Genomic DNA, 19,714 nt, shown 5'->3' on the forward strand with positions numbered 1-19,714 from the left:
TGCGAGTTCGATTCTCGCTGGGCGCACCAATTTTGCTGCTGTAGCTCAACTGGATAGAGCAATGGCCTTCGAAGCCAACGGTTGCAGGTTCGAGTCCTGCCAGCAGCGCCAGTTTTGGAAATGTAGCCGAGCCAGGTTCCAAGGCACGCGACTGTATATTGCGTATCGCGTATCGCGGATTCTTATCCATCATTTCCGTCATCTTTTTCAAAGCGCCAGTAGCTCAACTGGATAGAGCAACAGCCTTCTAAGCTGTAGTATGTGGGTTCGAGTCCCGCCTGGCGCACCAAGCAACGCATGGCCCTCTTCTTTGCTCAACACGAAGGTTCCTTTTAGACCTTCTCATTGGCTACCATGATGGTAAAGGAGAATCCCATGCCCCCGTCCATGACAAATGCCCAGCTGTCCCTACTCAAAGAGCAACTTTTCAATCTTGATCTCGAAAACCCTGATGGCGCTCTGTGCAAGTCTATCGAACAGATGTGTGTGGATCTTCTTCGGGCGGGTCAGCTTGAGTCGATCAAAAAGATCGTCGTGGAGGTTCAGCAGGTGTGGGATACGCTCCCCGAAAAGCCCCTTTACCGTGGCAAGGGCCGATTCATCCCGGAAATCAACCCTCTGGCCCACTTCATTGATTCCAACGAAACCGCTTTCCTCAAAGGGATCAACAAAAACTACTTTGGTTTTACAGCTGCCGGACTCGCCCTGGATGTTCCAGAGCGTCTCTTTGGGAAGCGAGAGGGTTATCTCAGATCGACGAGTCTGATCCAGGCGCTGAAAACGCATAAGGATAACTTCGCAGTGTTCCGTTGCGAGTCAAAGGGTCAGGTGGCTGCCTATTTACAATTGCTCTCTGATGATTCTGCCAGCCATGGAGACCATTGGGACTTTGTTCAAAATGGAGAAGTCGATTTTACTCACTACGGTGTTTGGGCTTTTTCTTCTGGTATGCTCCACTACCCAGCTTGCGAAGGGTTTGTAAAGGTTTGCGGATTTGGCCCTGAATTCGTTAGTCAGCAGGAATCTGAGACCCCTAGAACTGCACGCCAGATTGAAAATCAGAAGATTATGCTCAAGGTATTGAAGACCTCTGATGCCGGGCCCACCCTCATCGCCTTTCAAAACCAAATTTCAAAGCAGTATGGTGACATTCTGTCCGCTGTTCCTTTTTACGATAAGCTGGCCAAAAGTCTTGCTGCTGACCAGGATGTTGACTTTGGTGGCGTCAAACGTGCGATCGGCAAAGCTCTTCTTGCGATCAATTATGGCCAGGGGGAAACACACGCCAAAATAGCCGGGGACATCATCAGCTGGCTTGGAACAAACCTCATGGGGAAGATGTACAAGCAGGAGAGCCTTGAGCATTACTATGAGTTCACCAAGAGTTCTGCTCTTTTGCCCTTCATGCCTGTCGACTCTCGGCTGGACAAACACTTTGCGCGAGATCTGGGTCTTTAAAGATGAACAACTACAAGGAATTCCTCAACACATTGATCCAGTCCGGCAATATCGGCGCAATCGAGGCTCTGGTGGATCACGTGCTCCCCATGCTTGACGAATCCGCAATGGGCGAAACGCGGGATTTGATGGATGGTTACATGTCCTCGGCGCCGCATAAGGCAATTGTCGACCTCATTGCCTCCAAGATAGGCGTCACAGAGGAAACATCCTCAGCTTATCTGCTGGCGCGGATCGCAGATCCTTCCCTTGACAGGGTTGAACTTGGTCAGCACGTACAAAACCTGAAGGGTCTTTCGGGGCATATCCTTACCACAGCCATTTTCAAGGGGGATGTGCAGATCGTGAGGGCATTGCACGATAGCCATGCACACCGCTACCCCGTAAATTTCGGCTTTTTTAAAAATCTCGGCCCCTGTGTAGACGGCAAGGAAGTGAAAGCGAATCAGGACTTCACCTCTTTTGGTTCAGCTGCCGATGTGGAGTACATCTTCAGCGTTCTCATGAAAGCTGGCCTTGAGCAATTACTTGGTCGCAACAACGATGGAAGCGCCTGGATACTTGGAAAAAACCTAAGGGAAGCTGTGTTTTCTACCAGGGGGGCTGTTGTCGCACCCCAGATCCCCACCCTTTCACGTGGCCAGGTTTCACAGCCCGAACTTGCGCTGGCGCTTTGTGACAGACGCTCAGGCTCACCGTATCCGGAAATGTACAACAAGATTCTGGTGTGGGTGGACAGCAGCCAGGCTCATGACGTGCCTGGAACCCCCTTGTTGGCGCGACGTACGTTCACTATGGGCCCTGAGCCATCTTCTTATCCGGGGGCCAACGATGACCCTTCAGAAGAGTTTGGCTTGGAGGAATATGGGGCGGTCATGAAGGCTCAAAAGCCCTATCGTCAATCCTATGGGGAAATTAGCGGAGAAAGGGCATTCAGAGGCTTTTTCGTTGGACTTGACCCCTCCACCGAGACCAGAGTCGACATCAATCTGTCGTATGACCTTGCTCAGTACATGCTGACTGCTCGTCAACGGCTTGGACTCGATGCGCCAGCTGGGAAAACCCTGGTCTTGATGGATCTTGATACGGTGCTTGGTTACGACATCTCCCAGGTTAGTGATACCGCATTGGAGGCCGCCCAATTATTTGCAGCCGCCTATTTCCCGCTTGAAACACTGATTTCACTGCGGGATAAATCGCTGGTCATGGCCAAGGACGCCATTCCTTGCGACCTGGGCCTCACCACTGAGCAAGAATCTTTCGGGAGGAACCTGTTCAGCAAGCTTGCTGATCCGGAAATGGCGGGTGTTGTCTCACAACTTGTTCCTCGACCCATTCTGGAAAAGTATTTCGATCAAAACGCGTTGGCGTATGGCCAGGATGCTCGTGACGTTGTGAAAGCCATGGCGATTTCAGGTTTTTCACTGGGGAAGGACTCTTATACCCTGACCAAAAACAAAGCAATTTCCCTCAACGAAGCTGGGATCAGGTTCGCGGAGGTCAGCGATCAGGGGTTCACCAAGAGAGCAGCATTCGACACAACCAATGATCGAACTGAAGAGTCCTACCTTGCAGCGATGCAGATGGGGCTGTGGCCGGGCAAGTCGAATGAAATGGCTCTTTCCATCAAGGACGCTCTTACGCTAGCAATGCGGCTGAAGCAAGATCTGGAGTACCCGGCGCTCCTCAAACTGCATGGAGCACAGGCTGTGGCCCCTTTCATCAAGACCGAGCCCCAAATGAAATTGTTTGAGCGAGTTTTCCCTGCGCAAGAAATTCGGGATTGCCTGCAGCTGCTACCCAAGAAAATGAGAGAAACCGTATTCGCTGGCGACCTGGGGCTTTGACATGACTGACGTAAATTTCCATGATTGGCTGACAGAGGCCGCGAAGGCTGATCGCGCAGACGTCATTAAAGGCCTACTGGAGCCCATTCTTTTGTTGGCCAACGATGAAGAGTTGCGCAGCCTCAAACAAAATCTTGGATACCTGACAGATAAGCGAATCTCAGATGAGGTGCTCCTGGCCCTGTTTGGTACCATGCCGCCGAGTGACATGGGTTCGATTAACTATGTTACCAGCAGGCTCAGGGATTCCTCCCTGTCCCGTGAGAGCCTCGGGCTGTTTCTCCCTCATCTCGGTGAAGCGGCAGGTGCCTGCTTGCTCAATTGTCTCTACGTGGGTGAGTACACCATGGCGATGAGAATTTACGCCGACTACCCGTCGCAATTCCCTATGGAGGTTCATCTGAGCGGGGGCATGCGGGTCAAAGATTTTCCAGTCGATTGCCGAAGCGATACGATGGAAGGCTTTGGGAGCACCAGAGATATCAGAGGGTGCATAGAAATGCTTGCTGACCCGAGCATCATTGCGCAAGGAGATTCCAACGATGATGTTGCATTCTATTGGGCGATGGATGCGGACAAGCAAAAAGAATCACTCAGGCATCTGGCGATCAACTACGAGGGAAAGATTCCGGTTCTAGCTGGCAATACTCTTCAAATGCCCGAGCTGGCTCTCGCCCTTGCAGATGCGCGCAATGCCCCCTCCCAGTTCCCGGACATCTACAGCCATTTCCCTGCGTGGGTTGAAAACGAATACCTGAAGGACTGTCCAGGGGCCATCGGTTTCACCAGCCAGATCAAGTCGACTTGGGGTGAAGACAAGGATCGCATTTACACTGATCTAAGTGACTACGAGGGCCTGCGCTCGGAAGTTTTCACAGATCGCTATAACAACGTGTCCAATGGAATAAGGGCACTCAAAACGCTTGAAATCGGTTTGGCGACCCAACTGCCACCCGACCAGCACAACCTCTATCACCGATACCTCGAATATTTCGCAGATGACTACACCCTGATGGGGCTTGAGCAAAGGCCCGGCCAAACCCTGGCATTGATCCCGCTTGATACCCTGTCGAGGGTTGAAATAAGCCCTGTCGATGAGTCTCGGCTGGTAGAAACTATCGGCTTTTGTGAGAATTTTTTTCCACTCGACGTGCTGATCAATCGCCACATTGGAGACAAGACCTACCCGCTGCGGGCTGAGCAGAAGAAGGTGTTCGAGGCCGTTGGAGCAGTTCACCTGCTGACAGAAATCGCCCAGTCCCGCCACAAAGAGGCGGTTTTTGAATTGTTGCCACCCAAAATGATTGAAGATGCATTCGCGTACGCCGGCTTTGCTGCCTCTGCAAATGCGCTGGTCGAGCTTCAAGAGCGATTTGGGTGGAGGCCTCAGGAGACTGAACGTGATTTACAGATCACCACAGAGAAGCTTCAGGCGCTCGCAGACTCAGGTTATGACCTATGGGTTGATGACGCACATACGCAACGCAGGCAGATAATGCTCAAGGGTAATCTGGATGACCCTTTACCCTATTTGCAGCTATTGCGAATGGGCGGTTATCCTAAAGGACAACCAGAGCCTACCATTGAGGCGGCATTGCGAAACGCCAGTCGGCGAAACAATGCGACCTTCGCCACTGCTTTTCTGCAGTTTTGTGGGCCCATCGAAGTGGCCAAAGTCGCACGCACTCGTGGTGAATGGGACACTTATATGTCAATATTCACCCAAGAGGAAAAGCGCACCGCACTGGATCTGTTTCCAAAGAAGCGGCGAGAAGCCTACTTTTCCGAAGACCTTGGCCTTTGATGAGGATTTGATATGTCGTACACAGTGTATCTGGCGGGGTTCGATGTTTTTCGTGAAGATGCCGTCACCTGGGGTCAGCACCTAGTTAAGCTGTGTGCCGAAGTAGGTATCACAGCCCTCTATCCCCTCGATAATGCGTGCCCAGAGGGGTTGTCCAAGTCAGAAATGGCCACCTGGATCGCGCAGGCAAATGTCGGGTGCATCGAGCAATCGGATGCTCTCCTGGTCAACCTCAATCCATTTCGTGGTCATGAGCCAGATTCAGGCACCGTTTTTGAATTTGGTTATGCAAACGCGCTGAAAAAGCCGATATTTGCCTATTTTGAGGATGCCAGGCCTATGGTGGATCAAGTGCCGAATACTGATGGTTTGGATGCCCAAGGTTTTTTGGTTGAAGACTTCGGCCTGCCAAAGAACCTGATGATGGCAACGCGTTGGGCTGGTTCGGCAAGCAATTTCGAGGACGCTTTATCGCAGCTCGCTGCTCAGGCCAAACTTTCATCAAGCGTTTGAAGCAGATCGACAGCAGCAGCGCTTCGCGCAAAAAAGCGACCCTCTGCAGCAATGCTCCTTGTTCAATATAGACCTAAAGGGTGGTATAGTGGTCGCCACAGGAGGCCACTTCCATGCTTGAAAAACTCTCTGCCCATTTATCCAAGGCTCTAGCCAGTGGCGACCTCGATCTGGGCTATACCCTTTTCGAACATTTGTTTAATCTTCGCGAATCAGAATTAACCCCCGCACTGATCATCGATCACCTGGGTGTGCTTGAGCATGCGCCCGTCAAAGGATCAAAACTCTGTGAATTCTTCCAGTCGATCGACGAACCTTTGGCCAATGCCTATCATGCCCTTGAGCCTCGTCGCATAGGTGGTCTTGACCTCACTGCACAACTCAGATCCGTCCTCCATTTCACGACGATGGGGTGTCATGCTTGCCAGGATATTGCCTACTCTCGGGTTGAAACCGGGGTATGGGGTCTTGATCATTTCAAAACGCTTCAAGATTTGGTTGGCCAGCCTAACAGCTTGGATTTTGTGACCAAAATGGCCGATTCGGGCGCATCGTGGCGCGGACTTCGTTCTGATTTTGTTGCGGTGCTTGGATTGTACATGTCAGGAACAATCGAAAATCCCTTTGCGGTGATCTCAGAAGAGCGCATCGAGGCTGTTGTGTCTGTGCTCAATGAGCTTAGTGACCGTGGCCAGAACGACATCGAGAGACAAACAGCAATGCTTGCCCTTTGTCGACGGGCAAATCGAGCTATGTCAGACACTCAGTACATTGCCTACATGCTCGACAGCCAGATCCACAGGCAAATTTTGATGCACGCTCACCCAGAGTTGCGCGACAACGTCTTTGGCATGGATCTGGGGCTGTAGAGATGGCAAGCCTAAATCCTTTTCGTCGATATTGACATAAATTGCACGCATCTCGATAATCCCATCACTTACCCCCCCAGCCGGTCTAACTTCTACCATGCAAAAATATGCTTTTGCTTGCCTGGCCATCCTGCTTTCAGGATGTGCTACTCAGGATGGATCCAGCATCCCCGTTCAAGAGTCCTCGACCAGCCCATATGGCGTGATTATCGTTGAAGAGCCCGCCAGCTGGGATCCGTCCATCAATCAGCCCCAGGAGGTCATACAGGAGCCGATTAGCGATCTGAGTGCTCAAGCGTATGCGGTTGCTCCTGAAGAGCCTTTAACGTCTCCTCCGGACGCCAGCAACCTCGATGCAGATGGACTGTATGACCTAGGTCGCCGCTACATGGAGGGTGACGGCATCGAAAAGAGCGAGGTACTGGCTACCCACTATCTCGAATTGTCTGCGGAGCTGGGCAAGGATGAGGCTAAGCGTGTACTGGGTTTGATTGCCCTTCGCAAAGACCCATCAGATGTCCAGGCACTGTCGATGCTGGAGGATGCTGCATTGACTTCCAACAAGGCCCAGATGCAATTGGGCTTTCTTTTCAGCAATTTGGCAGAGCCCAAGCTCAATGATCCCGCTAAGGGCCTGGAATTATTGGAAAAAGCTTACGCTGGAGGTAATGCAGATGCAGCTTTCTACGTGAGCAAGCTCTACTTGCGCGATGGACGCACCCAGGAGGGCCAGGTTGCTCTTGGGTTCGCTGCCGAGCATGGAAGTCTCAAGGCCCAGTCAGCGATGGCCAAACAGCTGTCAAGCAGTGGCAAGGGGGCTCAGGCTGGGGAGTACTTCCTGGCTGCCGCTCGCCAGGGTGATATTGACGCGATGTATGAATATGCCAATGGGCTGATCATTCAAAAATTCCAAAGTACTCTCAAAGGGCGCTTTGCCCATCCAGCTGAAATCGAAGCGTTGGCGTGGTTTTCGATTGCTGAAGACCGTGGTGATGCCCGATCAGCTGAGGAGGTTCGAAACCTTAATGGTGTTATGCCTGAGCTCGCCCGTGCTGGTTATACGCTTGAAGACATCAAGGTTGAGCTTGAGGAAAAGCCAGAAGGGCTATGAGGGGGTGGGGGGGAGGTCGTCAATTCGGGGCGCAGCCCCGGCTTTCCTCTGAGGGCTCTCCCACGTCAAACTGTCGAGAGTGTCCGAGGAAAGATATTATGGCCAAGCGGCAGCCAGACCCATCCGTTTTCAATCTTCGCCCTAAGGGATGTGATCTTGAATACCCATCACCGGTCGCCTCAAAACGATACTGGGAAGATCTCAAGGAGCATCGCCTGGTTTTAGATCTTGTCCAACCAGACGGGATTGACCGTGCCGACATCATGCGGGCCTTTTTGTCCCTGTATGCATACATCCCCGAAGCGCGGCCAGGCCTTCTTGATGCCATATCGAAAACACATGGCTATCAGGAATGCTTTGAAGCCAATCAGAGGCTTGTATTCGCGTTGGAACCCATGACCGACCACATTGCGGAGGCTATGGAGGATATTCATGTGTTCTGTGAGCAAGGTGGGGCTACTAGAGTGAGAGGCTTCGACCTAACATGGAAGAATGCGACGTCGCAGGGCCTGGAAAGCCTGCTGCAGCGATCTATTCTCAAGCACCATGACGAGCGTAGCTATTGGAGGTCATTGACACTTACAGAGCTTGAGCGCTGGTACCCATTGTTTGCAGCCAGGCAAGGTTATCCAGATTTGGAGGTAGATAAACTTGACTGGAAGCAATTGCGCTCAGCCAGGCTTGGCCAGATTTATGGGATGGTCAAGAACCTTGAGGGTGTCGAAAGAGCCGTCGCGCTGTCTGCTCGTGGACTGAAGTACGACTTACGAGAAGAAGCCTCATGGCTGCCGCTGGAGGACGTCGTTCAGGTCTTCGGTAATGGCTCCCTTGATACCCTATTGGCATTACCCCAGGAAGGGGCTGGTCAGTTTGTGCGCAAGGTTTCAAAATTAGCCATTGGGTTGGCTTCCAATCGCATTGATGCAGTCGATTTGTTCAAGGGGTGTGACAGGTCGACACTCACCTATTGGCGTAAAGCGGGGTACATCGACCAGCTCACCTGGTATCGGGTGGTAGGTGCCACCAGCAAGCAGGTCGACACGATGATGGCCAGGGATATTGGTTTGTGAAATCGGTTAATCAATATATTGCCAGATAAGCAGCTTGGTGTGACAATATAGGTATAAATCGAATGGAGCAGATAGTCATGTCCACTAGCCACATCAAGCAATTTTCCTTCCCGATCAACATGGATTCCATCGTTCGGGGAGGGTTCTCATTGGTGGAGATTGAGTCCCATCCATTCGTACACCCCAAAGAACTGATGAGTGCTGTCAACCAGGCGGGTCAGGTAAAAATCCACTGCCCGGTTGATATCAACCAGCCCAAGAAAACTCACGTGATCGCTGTTGTGGGTACAGGCGCCACCATTCCATCGGACATGATCGATTGTCTTTATAAGCCAACTCCCCTGCTGCTGGGTGATTCGCGCTTTGGATACCATATTTATTTAGTATCAGATTTGCGTGGCGTAGTCGAAAACGGTTCTGACGCAGGTCTGAAGCCGGTGTTCAAAATCACTGTGTCGGTTGACATCTACGATCTGAATTCACGGGATGTCTTGGAAGACTTCGTGGATAACTTTTGTGTTGCCCATCCGACAGTTATCCGTGCTCACAAGGAAGCACTTGACCAAGGTGTCCTTGAACTCTTTTGCTACAACGAAGAGTTCAGCCATCAGCCCGAGTTCTCCAAACTCATGAGTTACCTCTACACCGCTAAGGCAGTGTTGAACGTCAGCCTCGGTAAGAACGTGTAAGGAGGTTGACATGAAGACTCTCAGAGAAGAAATGCTGGTCAAAGCGTCAGTGGACGTTAATTCTAACAAGTTCTGGCGCGCCCAACTTCTTGAAGATTTCTCAGTGCAGGTTTATAACGGCAGAATCGGCAGTGAAGGTCAAAAGCAGCCACTGAAAAGTTTCTCTTCCGAAGCGGCAGCAGTGCGCTTTCTGGAATCTAAGCTGCGCGAAAAGGAAAAGGGCGGCTATAAGCCTTTTCAGGGGGTAGCAACCACCAAGACCAAATCTGGTGCTAGCCGCCTGGCTCTCGAAATGGCCGCTTCGGAGCAGATTCGCACCCGCGACAAGGACAGGGTCATCGATTTGATCAAGCGTCTTGTACAGGCAAACGTCCACTCCATTTTGAAAAGCACAGATCTCAAATACGACGACGAGACCGGGGTTTTCCAGACGCCCCTGGGCATTGTGACCCAGGAGACCATCAACGAGGCGCGAGACCTTCTGCAAAAGCTTGGCAGGCACATTGAGGTTCAGGATTTCGATAGCGCAGACGTGAAGGCTCTATTGGCCAGCTACCTCATGCTGATCCCTCAGAAGGTGGGTCGCCAGTTGACCGTCAAGGGAGTTCTGCCAGATCAGGACTCCATTCAGAAGCAATCGGGTATTTTGGACGACCTGGAAAGTTCGATCGCTCAAGTGGCAGTGCTTCGCCAACAGCAGGCTCAGGCACAGCAAACAGCAACACCCGCGCCCATCGAAAAGATCTTCAATTGCGAGATTAACGTTGTAACGGATCAATATGTAATTGACGAGATTGCTGCCTTCTTCAAGAAGGGCGCAAAGTCCATGCATGCCTCATATGGTTACAAGATTAAGACGGTTTACGAGTTGACGATTGACTCAATGACTAAGGCCTTTGAAGAGCGCGGCAAGAAAGTTGGAAATATTGAAAGAATGTGGCATGGAACCCGACCTGGCAACCTTCTTTCAATATTGAAAAGCGGACTTATGATCCCCCCTAGCTCAAGTAGCTTCGTAACCGGGAGGCTCTTTGGAGATGGCATATATGGGTCGTATGAGTCAACTAAAAGTTTGAACTATTCGACGGGATGGTGGGCTGGCAAAGTTGAAAATCAGTGCTTCATGTTCTTGATCGACATGGCACTAGGAAAGACATACGTTCCTAATAGAACGCATGAAAAGCTGCCACGCCCAGGCACTGATTCTACAACCGCCGTTCCTGGCAAGAGCGGCATTCAGAACAGCGAGCTTATTTGCTACGACACTGCTCAGGTAGTTCCAAGATTCCTGATTGAATTCGAGCAATAAGTCCAAAGGAAAGCCCGGCATGCCGGGCTTTTTTAATTCTTGTCGCCCATGATACGCTGTCCTAAATGGAGAGAAATCATGGCCCGACCTGTTACCGAAACCCGCGAAATTGCACGGCTGCTTGAGGAGCTTGAAAAGCACCCTGAGGCGCTGGGTTACCTCAAGAAATTCGAAAATGCTGATCCTGTGGCTGGGCCGTGGAAAAACCCACTTTGGTATCGCGGCCAGCTCGAAGAAACCATTCTTTACCATGCTCAGTATGGTGATGGTGCGTGTCTGGATATGCTGCTCTACGCCGACATAAAGCTCAATGTTTTCGAGCGCTACCACGTTTTGATGGCTGGCAACAGGCTCAATGCCGTAGTCGAGGACGTGTTTGCTGGTCGCCGCATAAGCTCGCGGACAGGCGTGGTCTTCAATAATTGCCTAACCCAGCTTGTCGACACCGGCAACACCGAACTGTTCGAGGAGAAACTGCTCACGCTTTTGAGTATGGGTGGCCGAAAGCTGTTGGCGTCGCCCATCACAGCGGCCAACCTTAAGCCCCAGGATTTCTTTCATGCAAAAGACATACGCAAGACCCCTGAGACCCTAGCGCGTTTCAGGCTTGGTGTTGCCAGGCTGCTGGATGCGGGCATGACCAACATCCTTCAGCACCTGACAAGACCAGTAGATCCAGCCCTGCTCACGGGTGTCGATAAATTCTCGGAAGACGTCGGAAGAGAGAAGGAGAACAAGTACAACCACTGGGCCGATTACCTGAAGGCATTGGTTATCGGGCACAACCCAGAACGTCATGGCGCCATCCCAATCCTTAACGTCGGTGCCTGCGGGGCTGTTTTCGCTACCCTGAGAGAGGTGGTCAAAGAAAACGACCTGGACGCTTTCAAGAAGATATCTGCGTCATTCGACCTTGAGCAGGTCTACGCAACCCTGGATGCTTTCACGCCTCTCAAGCGAGATGTTTCAAAGACATTCAAGCTTGAGGAAGATGGCGCTTCGTTCACACCTATCAGCCTCCTGCTCTTGGCCATGCCAAGGCATGAACGACGCTCAGACGCCAGTGAGCTCGGGCAAGCCGATTCCAAACCTGATGATTTCGAAATGTTTGACCTTCTGAAGGAAGGTGGATTGTCGCGCTACCTCGATCAAGGTCATCACAAAGGCTACTTCGCAGCTGGGCTCGCCTCGCACTTTGAGGCTGCACCAGATCTGTTCGATGTGGCATACGAGAAAGCCGGCCTTGGCACTCTTGTCGATGATCTTTCCAACGCCGAGCTGGTGTCGAAAGCCCTCAACTGGGGATACGTAGGCTGCAGTTTCTATCAGAAAAGGATTCGAGAGTCAGAAAGCCCTGAGATGGTCAAGATCGAAATGCTCAAGAATCTGAATAGAAAGGAGCAGGAGAGGTTGTTTGAAAGTCCCGGCCTGATGAAGCGCTTTGGCGTTGTCGATGCAGACCGGCAGCACACCACCTCGGATACCCTTCGCACCCAACTGATGGCAATCGACCTGGGTCTTTAGGGTTCTAGGTGGTGGTCGGGGGCGTCCTTCAGCGTTTACCTGGCTTTTGGAAAGTCTTCGCTTAGGCGATCCAGAGCCACTTGGCTACCCAGGATGGTGATTCCGATGTCTGCATCCAGAGTCATGCCGGCATAATGCCGATTCCGTAAGAATGGGCCAAGATCGGCTAATCGCCCATCATCAATGGCTTCTTGGTCGATCATCAGATTGATTTTAGCCCCGCCTGGGGACAGAACTCTGATGGCCTTGATGTCATGCAATCGCTGGGGGAGGCTCGCAAGAGTGGATCGAACGGACACAATGCCTTGCTCGGCCAATTCTTGATGGAGTGATGGCCAGTTTATCACTGAATCTTTGACGACGAAATTCAGCGAATCAGACAGCTTTGAGGTGTTCATTCATTCGTCCTGCGTCAAAGCGTTTCGTTGTCCTTATGATCGCAATGAGCAACGAGAGGGGCAAGTGATCAAAATGCGACCAGGGCTGATCGGCACTCCTGTTCAACCCAGGACACAAGATAGGGAATCTCGCCAGTCTTTCTCAGCGTGATCTCTGTCATCCCCTTTCCTTTGCGTATTGATCCCAAGCCAGCCGAGATCTCTTGTGAAGGCTCTGAAGGCATCGTGATCTTGATTCTAGGGTGCAGGCCTTGCGTCAGTGTGATCTGGCCCAACTCGATGCCTGATGCGCTGAGGGTCACACCCTCGCGGGTTTGGGTCTGATAAATGTCGTCGTGTTCAGCCAGCGCTGCTCTCAGTCCCGTGATCAGGTCTCTCACTTCATCGCTTGCCTGGTCTTGCTGTTGACAGAAGGTGCGCCTAGACCTGGCTACCGATGCCTGCTTTTTCTCGACCCGTGTTGATTTCACCGTATTGACCAAAACATTGTCCTGGCCAAAGAACTGGTAGGCGATCAGATCGATATCAGCTTTCACGCTGTCTAGGGCGTCCAGATCATACCGATTGAACGTTGGGGCGATACACACCAGATGGACTGCACTCCAATCTATCAGGGCATTGGCCCAGCGGCTTCGAACGAGGGCTTCAAACTCTCTCTGGTGGCGCATCAGACACGTCTTGTAGGCCAATACCTGACTAAGAGCGCTTGCCTCGCTGACCTTCTTGAACTCGATGATGACCGGGTGCCCATGCTCGTTGATGGCAAGGGTGTCCATGCGCAATGATTCGCCCTCTGGGCACCATTCGGAAGCAACAGCTCCTAGCTTTAGCAGCTGATAGAGATTGCGTTCAAAAAAATGCTGCACCTGGCGCTCATCAAAGGGCTGCCAAGCTGCCAGTGGGATGCAGCCATCATGGCTAAACGAAAATAGATTCTGTGACATTGATAACGAGCCGTTTTTTCGCAATATACCACATAATCGTTGGTGCTGCTTCTGCCTCAGAAACTCCCCTGGAGACGATCACCACTACCCCTTCATCTTGTCCAACCTGTGCACTGGCCTTTAATTGGTGAACCGTAAGGGTAATAAGGCATCCGCCATCAATCACCCTGAATCAGGCACCATGTGGTGCTTTCAAGCTAGTAATTTATAAATTGACATATTGGCAATAATTACGTATAAATTGCGAATTCTCATTAATCGTCTACGGAGGCCGGCTTCATGGAGCTGCTGAACATTATCTTCCTGTTGATTGTCGCGGTCGGGGTCTCCCGAATCCTGGCTAACGTGTTGCCCATTCCACTGCCGATCGTCCAAATCGCGATGGGTGTAGTGGTGGCCTATCCTGGCATCGGTATGGATCTGGAGCTTGACCCTGAAATCTTCATGGTTTTGTTCATCCCGCCGCTGCTCGCCTATGATGCGTATTCCTTGCCCCGTTTGAAGCTTATCCAAAATCTTGGGCCGACCTTGGGCATGGCGTTTGGCTTGGTAATCTTGACCGTGGTGGCGTTGGGGTACTTCATCAACTTCCTGATTCCACAGATGCCACTTGCCGTTTGCTTTGCACTGGCAGCTGTCCTTTCTCCGACAGATGCTCTTGCGGTATCAGGCATTGCCCATGGAAAAATTCCTTCGCGCATCATGGGGCGGCTTGAAGCAGAATCACTCTTCAACGATGCCAGCGGCTTGTCATTGTTTCGTGTAGGTCTCGTTGCAGCCATCACCGGCGTCTTCTCGATCGTTGATGCAGGAATCTCCATTGTTGCTATGGCTGTTGGTGGCCTCGTCATTGGTGCTGCTATTTCATTTGGTGTCGGAAAGATCAAAGCCAAGATGCACGACAAGGGCATGACGGATCCGGCGACTCATGTGGTTGCTATGCTGCTTGTACCATTCTTGAGTTTCGTAGTTGCTGAGCATTCTGGCTTCTCGGGTATTTTGGCTGCCGTGGCCAGTGGTTTTGTAAGTGCACGCGTCGATATGCGCCCCAAGCACATGCAGACCCGCATGTTGAATAAGTCCATATGGCACATGACCTCTGTACTTTTTAGCGGTCTTGCCTTCGTTGTACTTGGAAGCCAGGCTCCAAAAATTCTTGATAGTGTTTGGGATCACAGTCTTTCGAACTTTGTAAACACTGGAACACTCGTTCTTGATGTGATCCTTATTACACTTGTTATCTACGTCATCCGTTTTCTATGGCTCTATGGCTACAAGAAGATGGTGCGTGCTGCAAACTCGTTCAAGGGCAGACCTACCGATTTCACTCAGGATGCGATCGTATCGCTGTTGATGACCGTCTCAGGAATTCGTGGGGCCATTACTCTGGCGGGTGTGTTATCGGTTCCACTGATGCTCGGTGATGGGCCATTCCCTGGGCGTGACGTCATGATCTTTGTCTCGATGGGGGTGATCCTCGTATCGATTATTGTTGGCGCTGTTGGTATCCCACTGCTGATGCGTTTCGTTGCTAAGGATGAGAGTGCCATCCATGACAAGATTCTAGACGATACGCGGCGCCAGACAGCTGAAGCCGCCATTTTGTACCTGGAGTCCTGGGAGCACAATCATGAGATGGCTTCGGACGCCTCTGAGGCCTCTGTGATGGCCGAAGTCGCTGCACGCATCATGTTGGACTACCGTCAGGACGTCGATGCCCTGGACAGCGAAGCAGAGGTTGTAGAACGTGCTTCGCTGATGGAGAAGCTGGAGCTTGACCTTCGCACCAGGGCAATCGAGGCGCAGCGCAAAGCGCTGAAGAAACTGCGGTCTGCCAAAAAGATCGATGACGAGATTTTGCGTGAGCTTATGGAAGAGCTTGATTACAGCGAGGCAGCTCTGCGCTAAGCCATTAGGACTCCATATCGGAGCCCGATTCCCTCAGGTGCGTAGGAAAAGGCACCTGAAGGATCTGAAACAGAAAATCCGGAAGTGGTTGTATCTCTACAGGGTTTCCTCTGTACAGGCCTGGATGATCGCTTTTGGCAAAAACACCGTGCGGCACGCTGGGCTCATCGCCCATCCACATGCGAGCCCTGAAATCTACCACCAATCCGCCTACTTCAATCCACACGTGCGGGATAGGCGAACCCAGGTGCTTAGGAACAATCTGTCCGCACATTCCCTGATATTCAATGCCATTTCTATGCAAGACCGTAGCCACTAGAGAGGACATGCCGTCACACTCCACCGGCTTGTCTTCGAGGTGGGAAAGGAGTGCGGTCAGTCGTTGTTGCATGTTAACTCCAAAGCCAATCCAGCTTGATGTTCTCCATCGATGATCCATTGTAGTCAGGGCGCTCATCCTGAGAGAAGTGCCACCTTGTCGGATGTGAAAACTCAGGGGTTGAGGATTGAGGCGGCTTGTTGAGCAATGTGTTCATGCGAATCTGGAATGCGGGATCACGATCCAGAAGCTTTGGAACGGTTTTTCCTGGGAAGCCTGCGCGAATACTTTGCTGCTGGTTTGCCAACAAATAGATGCCAATGGAAGATACCAGCTTCAGCAGGTAGAACTGAATGATAGTGTCCTTTTCATTCATGTTTACAAGCCGGTCAAAAAATCCGTAGTCACCAATCGCCTCTCGGCAGGCTTCAGGTGTTTCAGCGCTGAGGATGGCAGGCAGGTCATCTTCAACGGCCAAAATTCGTGCGTAAGCAATGGTGCCAGGTTCAAGATAGGTTAGAGAAAGGCAGTTGGCATTTTCGGAAACCTCGTCAAAGTTTACGATGGGTCGAGGGTGGTCGATGTAATCGGCAAAAGGGTAGATGATTCGTTCTGCCCATTCTCGATAGTTGCCATAAGTGACCAGGCATGAAGGAAGCTCAACGCCTTCCACTTCGAATCCTTCCGGCATGCACAAGACGAATGACTCAAAGGGTAATGTAAAACCCTTGGCCGAATTCATTGAATACTTTGCGCCAAGAAGATCTCTATAAATCTCTGGGCCTTCTGGGATCAGGCACTCTCTATTGGTTCGCTCGAAATGAAGATCCTCGCAAAAGATGGCGAAGTTCAAGCTGGACATGAAATTTTCTTCGGTGCGGCTGATGTCCTTGATCAATTCGCGGCGAGGCACCTTGGTAATGGCTTTGCCGGCCATCCGCCTCAGGTTGACCTGTGTGGTGTAGAACATGGAGGGATGGAAACGGTAAGTTAACGCTTTCTTGGACATCATGGCACTCCTGCAAGTGGCAGGATCTTAACCCAAAGCCCTGCGGGCGACCAAGCTTAGTCCGGTGACGGGATTTCATTTGGCCTAACCTTGGCTGCCAGTTGACGATCAACGACCTTGATCTGCTCAGGGAACCAGGCGCACACATGAGTGACACCGCTGCTGTGCTTTCGAACCATGCCGTCATAGCCCAAAGCGTCACGCACCGCTTGGTTGAAGATGTCGATATGGTCATCGAACATATCGCTGGCCAGGCTGAAGAGCATGTAGGACATCTCGACCGTGCCAGCATATATCTCGGCTGCCTGATTGATCACGCGATTCAGTCCATCGCTTTCGACGTCACCGAAATCGAGCATGGCGCTAAGCAGAGCGTCCTCTGGAAGTCTCAGGATGATTGCTTTCACCTGGTCGAGGGTCAGTGTGCCCTCCTTGCCAGCAATCAAGGGATTCTTGATATCAAGCTTGACTGTATGGAGGGTAGGTGTGATCGAGAGGCCCTCTGTGGCTACATTTCCCTTAACGCTGGCGTAACTCAAGGCGTCATCGATGTCGTCAGAAAAGTAGAAGCCAGCGCCCAGCAACTGGTCTCCTTTGTTCAGAAATGAGGTGTTGAACTGCTCAATGCAAACAGGACTGCCATGGTAAAAGCGTTTTCTGGGGTTGATCTTCATGATTATTTCCTCTCTTGCCCCCAGCATGGCATGCCCGCCCACGTCGCCTCCAGGGCTATAGGCCAAGATCTGCGCCAAACTGCTTGTCTCTTAGCTTGCCGGGGTACCTGGACAGGTTATCGGAGTGCTTGTTTTCGCAAAAATTGAATATCAGCTCGTAATCCGGGTAAGTCTTTGCATGATCGAGCAGAGTTTTTTCATCCATTTTTGAAAGCTTGAAGATTGCGTAAGGGCAGGACTTGAGTGCCGCGATCTTCATAAGTTTTGATGCGTTGGCGCGCATGATTTTTTTAGGGATGAAGTCAATTTCGTCCAACTGGCTCATTTCTTTGATCAACACCTCGGTTTTTATGATATCACCATGGAAATACCTGATGAATTTGATATTTTCCTTGATGAGCGCCGGAAGAATGCCTGGGTGTTTTGAGAAAAATTCACGACGTGTAAATCGCCAATCCTTGCGGATGGCAAGCAAGGTTAGATCTTCGTCTGTGCCACACTCTGCCATGTGCAAAAGGTTGATGCTCGACCTTGACCGACATATGTCCAAGGCCTCTTTCTTGAGGCTTGGGTTTCCACTTTCCACCATTTTTATCAATGTTGCTGAGTGATATGAGGCCTGTTTCTTCGACCAATTTTTTGGCCAAAGCTGTTCTTTTATCTCGATCGGTTCCTCAGCATCAGGCTCATCCTGCACCAGATGGTCAGGCAGGGTCGAGCGTGAAAACCACTCGATATGCCGGGTATGCAGTGCCTTGCTTACAGGCCTGGCAAAAGATACGGCTGCTTTGACGATCCGAGCAATTTCCGGCATGCCTAAGCGGGTCTCGATTGCAATGCTGTCAGGCACTCCAGCGGCCCAAAGGCTCACCGCGTCATCGTTTGCCAGTTGCTCGATGCCATACGGAATTTGTCCGTGGTCGAACATCAGCTGACAAAGCTCGGAACCTATGGTCATGGGCATTGCCCAGCCAGCCCCCTTCTGGAAACCAGCCTCAATCAACTGCTTGGCTACTGATGGGTAAGCATGGCAATCGATAGTATCCTTGAGTTTCAACCGACTGGCTATGACCCTTTCAACCACATCGTGTCTATCCCAGTAGCCATCGTCAATGGACAGATCCAGCAGCAATGCAAAGCAGACCTCGTTGGGGCTTCGACGCTCGCTGTAGGGCACCATGACATCAACAGCCTGGGTTAAAAACATGGCTTGCAGCATGTCAATCAGCTTGCCATCCATGACCTCATCGGTGAGCGCAATTGAGCTCAGTTTCTTGGAGAACTCAGATGCAAATTCATAGGGCGGAGGATCGCAATCCATCACCTTCAGGCACAGATGCAGGGACTCGGTCATGACAGGCAGGAAGTCATGATTCACTTTTCCGCTGGTGAATATGCTTTTGGACGTCTGAAAAAAAACCGCATTGACCAGCATGAAATTGAACTTGGTTTCCCAAAGGGATTTGAAGTAGATCACGAAGCCAATCTTGAGAAACCGCCAGATCATTCGGGCGAACATTCCGACGGCAAAAAGATAAAAGCTCCAACGGCTGAGGCATTTTTTCATGGCGTAGCACTCCTGAGGTCTGGCAATATATACCTAAACAGCTATTGGCGAAAGTGCCCTGGTGCCAGGGCCCGCCACACCCGAGGAATCTTCCATGTCCGCTCCTGATCCTTCCGTACAATCCAATGCAGGTTCAGTGCTTGCTGATGGCGTTGCAAGCGCAGTTAACGATAAGCTCGTCAATGCTGACTCGCTACAGCCCAATACCACATCGGATGCGCTCAAATCCGGCTCTGAGCGCAACCTTGGTCTAGAGGATTCCCAGCGCAAAGCGGATGATCTGCTTAAGGGGCATGAAAAAGGCATGACCCCAGAAGAGCGCGACCTCAAAGCCAAGGATTTGATGGCTTCGCTTGCGCGTACCAATCCCATGCCAAACCAGGCTCCACGAGTGGCCGAAGAGGCAGCTGAAACGATGAGGCGCCTGGTAAAGGCCATCATGAACGCGATCAAGTCGATTTTTAAGCTCGGTGCTGATGCGGAAAACGATGGCAAGGGTGGTGAGTCGGAGCCGATCTGGATGCTGGGGCGAGGCCAACATGCGTCAGGCTTTGGGGTGATCCATGACCAGCTCAAAGAATTGATGGAAAAGAAAACTGAGCAGTTCGATGATGCGTCCAAGGACGCTGCGAAAACCCAGGAGTCCGATCTGGACAAAGCTGGTCTGGATACACCTGAGATTGGGCAGAAGAAGTAACACC

Annotated in this window: 18 protein-coding genes and 2 tRNA genes; 14 read left to right on the forward strand and 6 right to left on the reverse strand. The window is 51.5% G+C overall.

All coding sequences use genetic code 11. From position 1 onward, the window contains the following. Positions 1–34: 34 nt before the first annotated feature. From IFT57_RS05070 to IFT57_RS05125, 12 genes are all read left to right on the forward strand, one after another. Positions 35–111, forward strand: a tRNA-Arg gene (locus IFT57_RS05070). 101 nt (positions 112–212) lie between these two features. After that, a tRNA-Arg gene (locus IFT57_RS05075) sits at positions 213–289 on the forward strand. Positions 290–375: 86 nt separating this feature from the next. Next, the gene (locus IFT57_RS05080) at positions 376–1,458 is read left to right on the forward strand and encodes a hypothetical protein (RefSeq protein WP_122531498.1); all 1,083 of its coding nucleotides are present in this window, start codon (positions 376–378) and stop codon (positions 1,456–1,458) included. A 2-nt stretch (positions 1,459–1,460) separates the two neighbouring features. Then, positions 1,461–3,305: a hypothetical protein gene (locus tag IFT57_RS05085; RefSeq protein ID WP_122531497.1), complete on the forward strand. Its 1,845-nt coding sequence runs from the start codon at positions 1,461–1,463 to the stop codon at positions 3,303–3,305. A gap of 1 nt (position 3,306) precedes the next feature. Further along, entirely contained in the window at positions 3,307–5,109 is a 1,803-nt protein-coding gene (locus IFT57_RS05090; RefSeq protein WP_122531496.1) for a hypothetical protein, read from the forward strand. Positions 5,110–5,121: 12 nt separating this feature from the next. After that, complete coding sequence (locus IFT57_RS05095) at positions 5,122–5,622, forward strand: nucleoside 2-deoxyribosyltransferase (protein ID WP_122531495.1); 501 nt, start codon at positions 5,122–5,124, stop codon at positions 5,620–5,622. A 113-nt stretch (positions 5,623–5,735) separates the two neighbouring features. Next, positions 5,736–6,491, forward strand: a complete 756-nt coding sequence (locus IFT57_RS05100) for a hypothetical protein (protein ID WP_122531494.1) — start codon at positions 5,736–5,738, stop codon at positions 6,489–6,491. A 97-nt stretch (positions 6,492–6,588) separates the two neighbouring features. Further along, a complete protein-coding gene (locus tag IFT57_RS05105; protein WP_122531493.1) occupies positions 6,589–7,602 on the forward strand; it encodes a tetratricopeptide repeat protein in 1,014 nt (337 codons plus the stop codon). A 98-nt stretch (positions 7,603–7,700) separates the two neighbouring features. Next, entirely contained in the window at positions 7,701–8,672 is a 972-nt protein-coding gene (locus IFT57_RS05110) for a hypothetical protein (protein ID WP_241032734.1), read from the forward strand. Between the two features lie 77 nt (positions 8,673–8,749). After that, a complete protein-coding gene (locus IFT57_RS05115; protein WP_122531492.1) occupies positions 8,750–9,361 on the forward strand; it encodes a hypothetical protein in 612 nt (203 codons plus the stop codon). 10 nt (positions 9,362–9,371) lie between these two features. Next, on the forward strand, positions 9,372–10,670 hold the full coding sequence (locus tag IFT57_RS05120) for a WGR domain-containing protein (RefSeq protein ID WP_122531491.1): 1,299 nt from the start codon (positions 9,372–9,374) through the stop codon (positions 10,668–10,670). A gap of 78 nt (positions 10,671–10,748) precedes the next feature. After that, complete coding sequence (locus IFT57_RS05125) at positions 10,749–12,194, forward strand: hypothetical protein (RefSeq protein WP_122531490.1); 1,446 nt, start codon at positions 10,749–10,751, stop codon at positions 12,192–12,194. Positions 12,195–12,229: 35 nt separating this feature from the next. Here IFT57_RS05125 and IFT57_RS05130 read toward each other — a convergent pair whose 3' ends face one another. After that, positions 12,230–12,592, reverse strand: a complete 363-nt coding sequence (locus tag IFT57_RS05130; protein WP_122531489.1) for a hypothetical protein — start codon at positions 12,590–12,592, stop codon at positions 12,230–12,232. A 68-nt stretch (positions 12,593–12,660) separates the two neighbouring features. After that, positions 12,661–13,536 (reverse strand): hypothetical protein, encoded by an 876-nt coding sequence (locus IFT57_RS05135; protein ID WP_122531488.1) that lies wholly within the window; start codon positions 13,534–13,536, stop codon positions 12,661–12,663. 279 nt (positions 13,537–13,815) lie between these two features. Here IFT57_RS05135 and IFT57_RS05140 point away from each other — a divergent pair, with 279 nt between their 5' ends. After that, on the forward strand, positions 13,816–15,444 hold the full coding sequence (locus tag IFT57_RS05140) for a Na+/H+ antiporter (RefSeq protein WP_122531487.1): 1,629 nt from the start codon (positions 13,816–13,818) through the stop codon (positions 15,442–15,444). A gap of 4 nt (positions 15,445–15,448) precedes the next feature. On the opposite strand, the gene IFT57_RS05145 is transcribed toward IFT57_RS05140, so the two are convergent. From IFT57_RS05145 to IFT57_RS05160, 4 genes are read right to left on the reverse strand one after another with little or no spacing between them, the layout of a single operon-like run. Continuing rightward, a complete protein-coding gene (locus IFT57_RS05145) occupies positions 15,449–15,835 on the reverse strand; it encodes a hypothetical protein (RefSeq protein ID WP_192150913.1) in 387 nt (128 codons plus the stop codon). A gap of 1 nt (position 15,836) precedes the next feature. Beyond that, complete coding sequence (locus tag IFT57_RS05150; RefSeq protein ID WP_192150915.1) at positions 15,837–16,772, reverse strand: hypothetical protein; 936 nt, start codon at positions 16,770–16,772, stop codon at positions 15,837–15,839. Positions 16,773–16,828: 56 nt separating this feature from the next. Continuing rightward, complete coding sequence (locus tag IFT57_RS05155; protein WP_122531484.1) at positions 16,829–17,446, reverse strand: ADP-ribosyltransferase-containing protein; 618 nt, start codon at positions 17,444–17,446, stop codon at positions 16,829–16,831. A gap of 55 nt (positions 17,447–17,501) precedes the next feature. Continuing rightward, positions 17,502–19,013: a hypothetical protein gene (locus IFT57_RS05160; RefSeq protein ID WP_122531483.1), complete on the reverse strand. Its 1,512-nt coding sequence runs from the start codon at positions 19,011–19,013 to the stop codon at positions 17,502–17,504. 94 nt (positions 19,014–19,107) lie between these two features. Here IFT57_RS05160 and IFT57_RS05165 point away from each other — a divergent pair, with 94 nt between their 5' ends. After that, entirely contained in the window at positions 19,108–19,710 is a 603-nt protein-coding gene (locus IFT57_RS05165; protein ID WP_122531482.1) for a hypothetical protein, read from the forward strand. The last annotated feature ends 4 nt before the right edge of the window (positions 19,711–19,714 follow it).

The organism is Pseudomonas sp. CFBP 13719 (assembly GCF_014842095.1).
GTDB lineage: Bacteria > Pseudomonadota > Gammaproteobacteria > Pseudomonadales > Pseudomonadaceae > Aquipseudomonas.

Coding starts and splice junctions, on each gene's coding strand:
- IFT57_RS05125 (WP_122531490.1), top strand. CDS start 10,749: ATGGCCCGACCTGTTACCGAAACCCGCGAAATTGCACGGCTGCTTGAG.
- IFT57_RS05155 (WP_122531484.1), bottom strand. CDS start 17,446: ATGAAGATCAACCCCAGAAAACGCTTTTACCATGGCAGTCCTGTTTGC.
- IFT57_RS05100 (WP_122531494.1), top strand. CDS start 5,736: ATGCTTGAAAAACTCTCTGCCCATTTATCCAAGGCTCTAGCCAGTGGC.
- IFT57_RS05095 (WP_122531495.1), top strand. CDS start 5,122: ATGTCGTACACAGTGTATCTGGCGGGGTTCGATGTTTTTCGTGAAGAT.
- IFT57_RS05130 (WP_122531489.1), bottom strand. CDS start 12,592: ATGAACACCTCAAAGCTGTCTGATTCGCTGAATTTCGTCGTCAAAGAT.
- IFT57_RS05110 (WP_241032734.1), top strand. CDS start 7,701: ATGGCCAAGCGGCAGCCAGACCCATCCGTTTTCAATCTTCGCCCTAAG.
- IFT57_RS05145 (WP_192150913.1), bottom strand. CDS start 15,835: ATGCAACAACGACTGACCGCACTCCTTTCCCACCTCGAAGACAAGCCG.
- IFT57_RS05160 (WP_122531483.1), bottom strand. CDS start 19,013: ATGAAAAAATGCCTCAGCCGTTGGAGCTTTTATCTTTTTGCCGTCGGA.
- IFT57_RS05115 (WP_122531492.1), top strand. CDS start 8,750: ATGTCCACTAGCCACATCAAGCAATTTTCCTTCCCGATCAACATGGAT.
- IFT57_RS05165 (WP_122531482.1), top strand. CDS start 19,108: ATGTCCGCTCCTGATCCTTCCGTACAATCCAATGCAGGTTCAGTGCTT.
- IFT57_RS05105 (WP_122531493.1), top strand. CDS start 6,589: ATGCAAAAATATGCTTTTGCTTGCCTGGCCATCCTGCTTTCAGGATGT.
- IFT57_RS05140 (WP_122531487.1), top strand. CDS start 13,816: ATGGAGCTGCTGAACATTATCTTCCTGTTGATTGTCGCGGTCGGGGTC.
- IFT57_RS05085 (WP_122531497.1), top strand. CDS start 1,461: ATGAACAACTACAAGGAATTCCTCAACACATTGATCCAGTCCGGCAAT.
- IFT57_RS05090 (WP_122531496.1), top strand. CDS start 3,307: ATGACTGACGTAAATTTCCATGATTGGCTGACAGAGGCCGCGAAGGCT.
- IFT57_RS05080 (WP_122531498.1), top strand. CDS start 376: ATGCCCCCGTCCATGACAAATGCCCAGCTGTCCCTACTCAAAGAGCAA.
- IFT57_RS05135 (WP_122531488.1), bottom strand. CDS start 13,536: ATGTCACAGAATCTATTTTCGTTTAGCCATGATGGCTGCATCCCACTG.
- IFT57_RS05150 (WP_192150915.1), bottom strand. CDS start 16,772: ATGTCCAAGAAAGCGTTAACTTACCGTTTCCATCCCTCCATGTTCTAC.
- IFT57_RS05120 (WP_122531491.1), top strand. CDS start 9,372: ATGAAGACTCTCAGAGAAGAAATGCTGGTCAAAGCGTCAGTGGACGTT.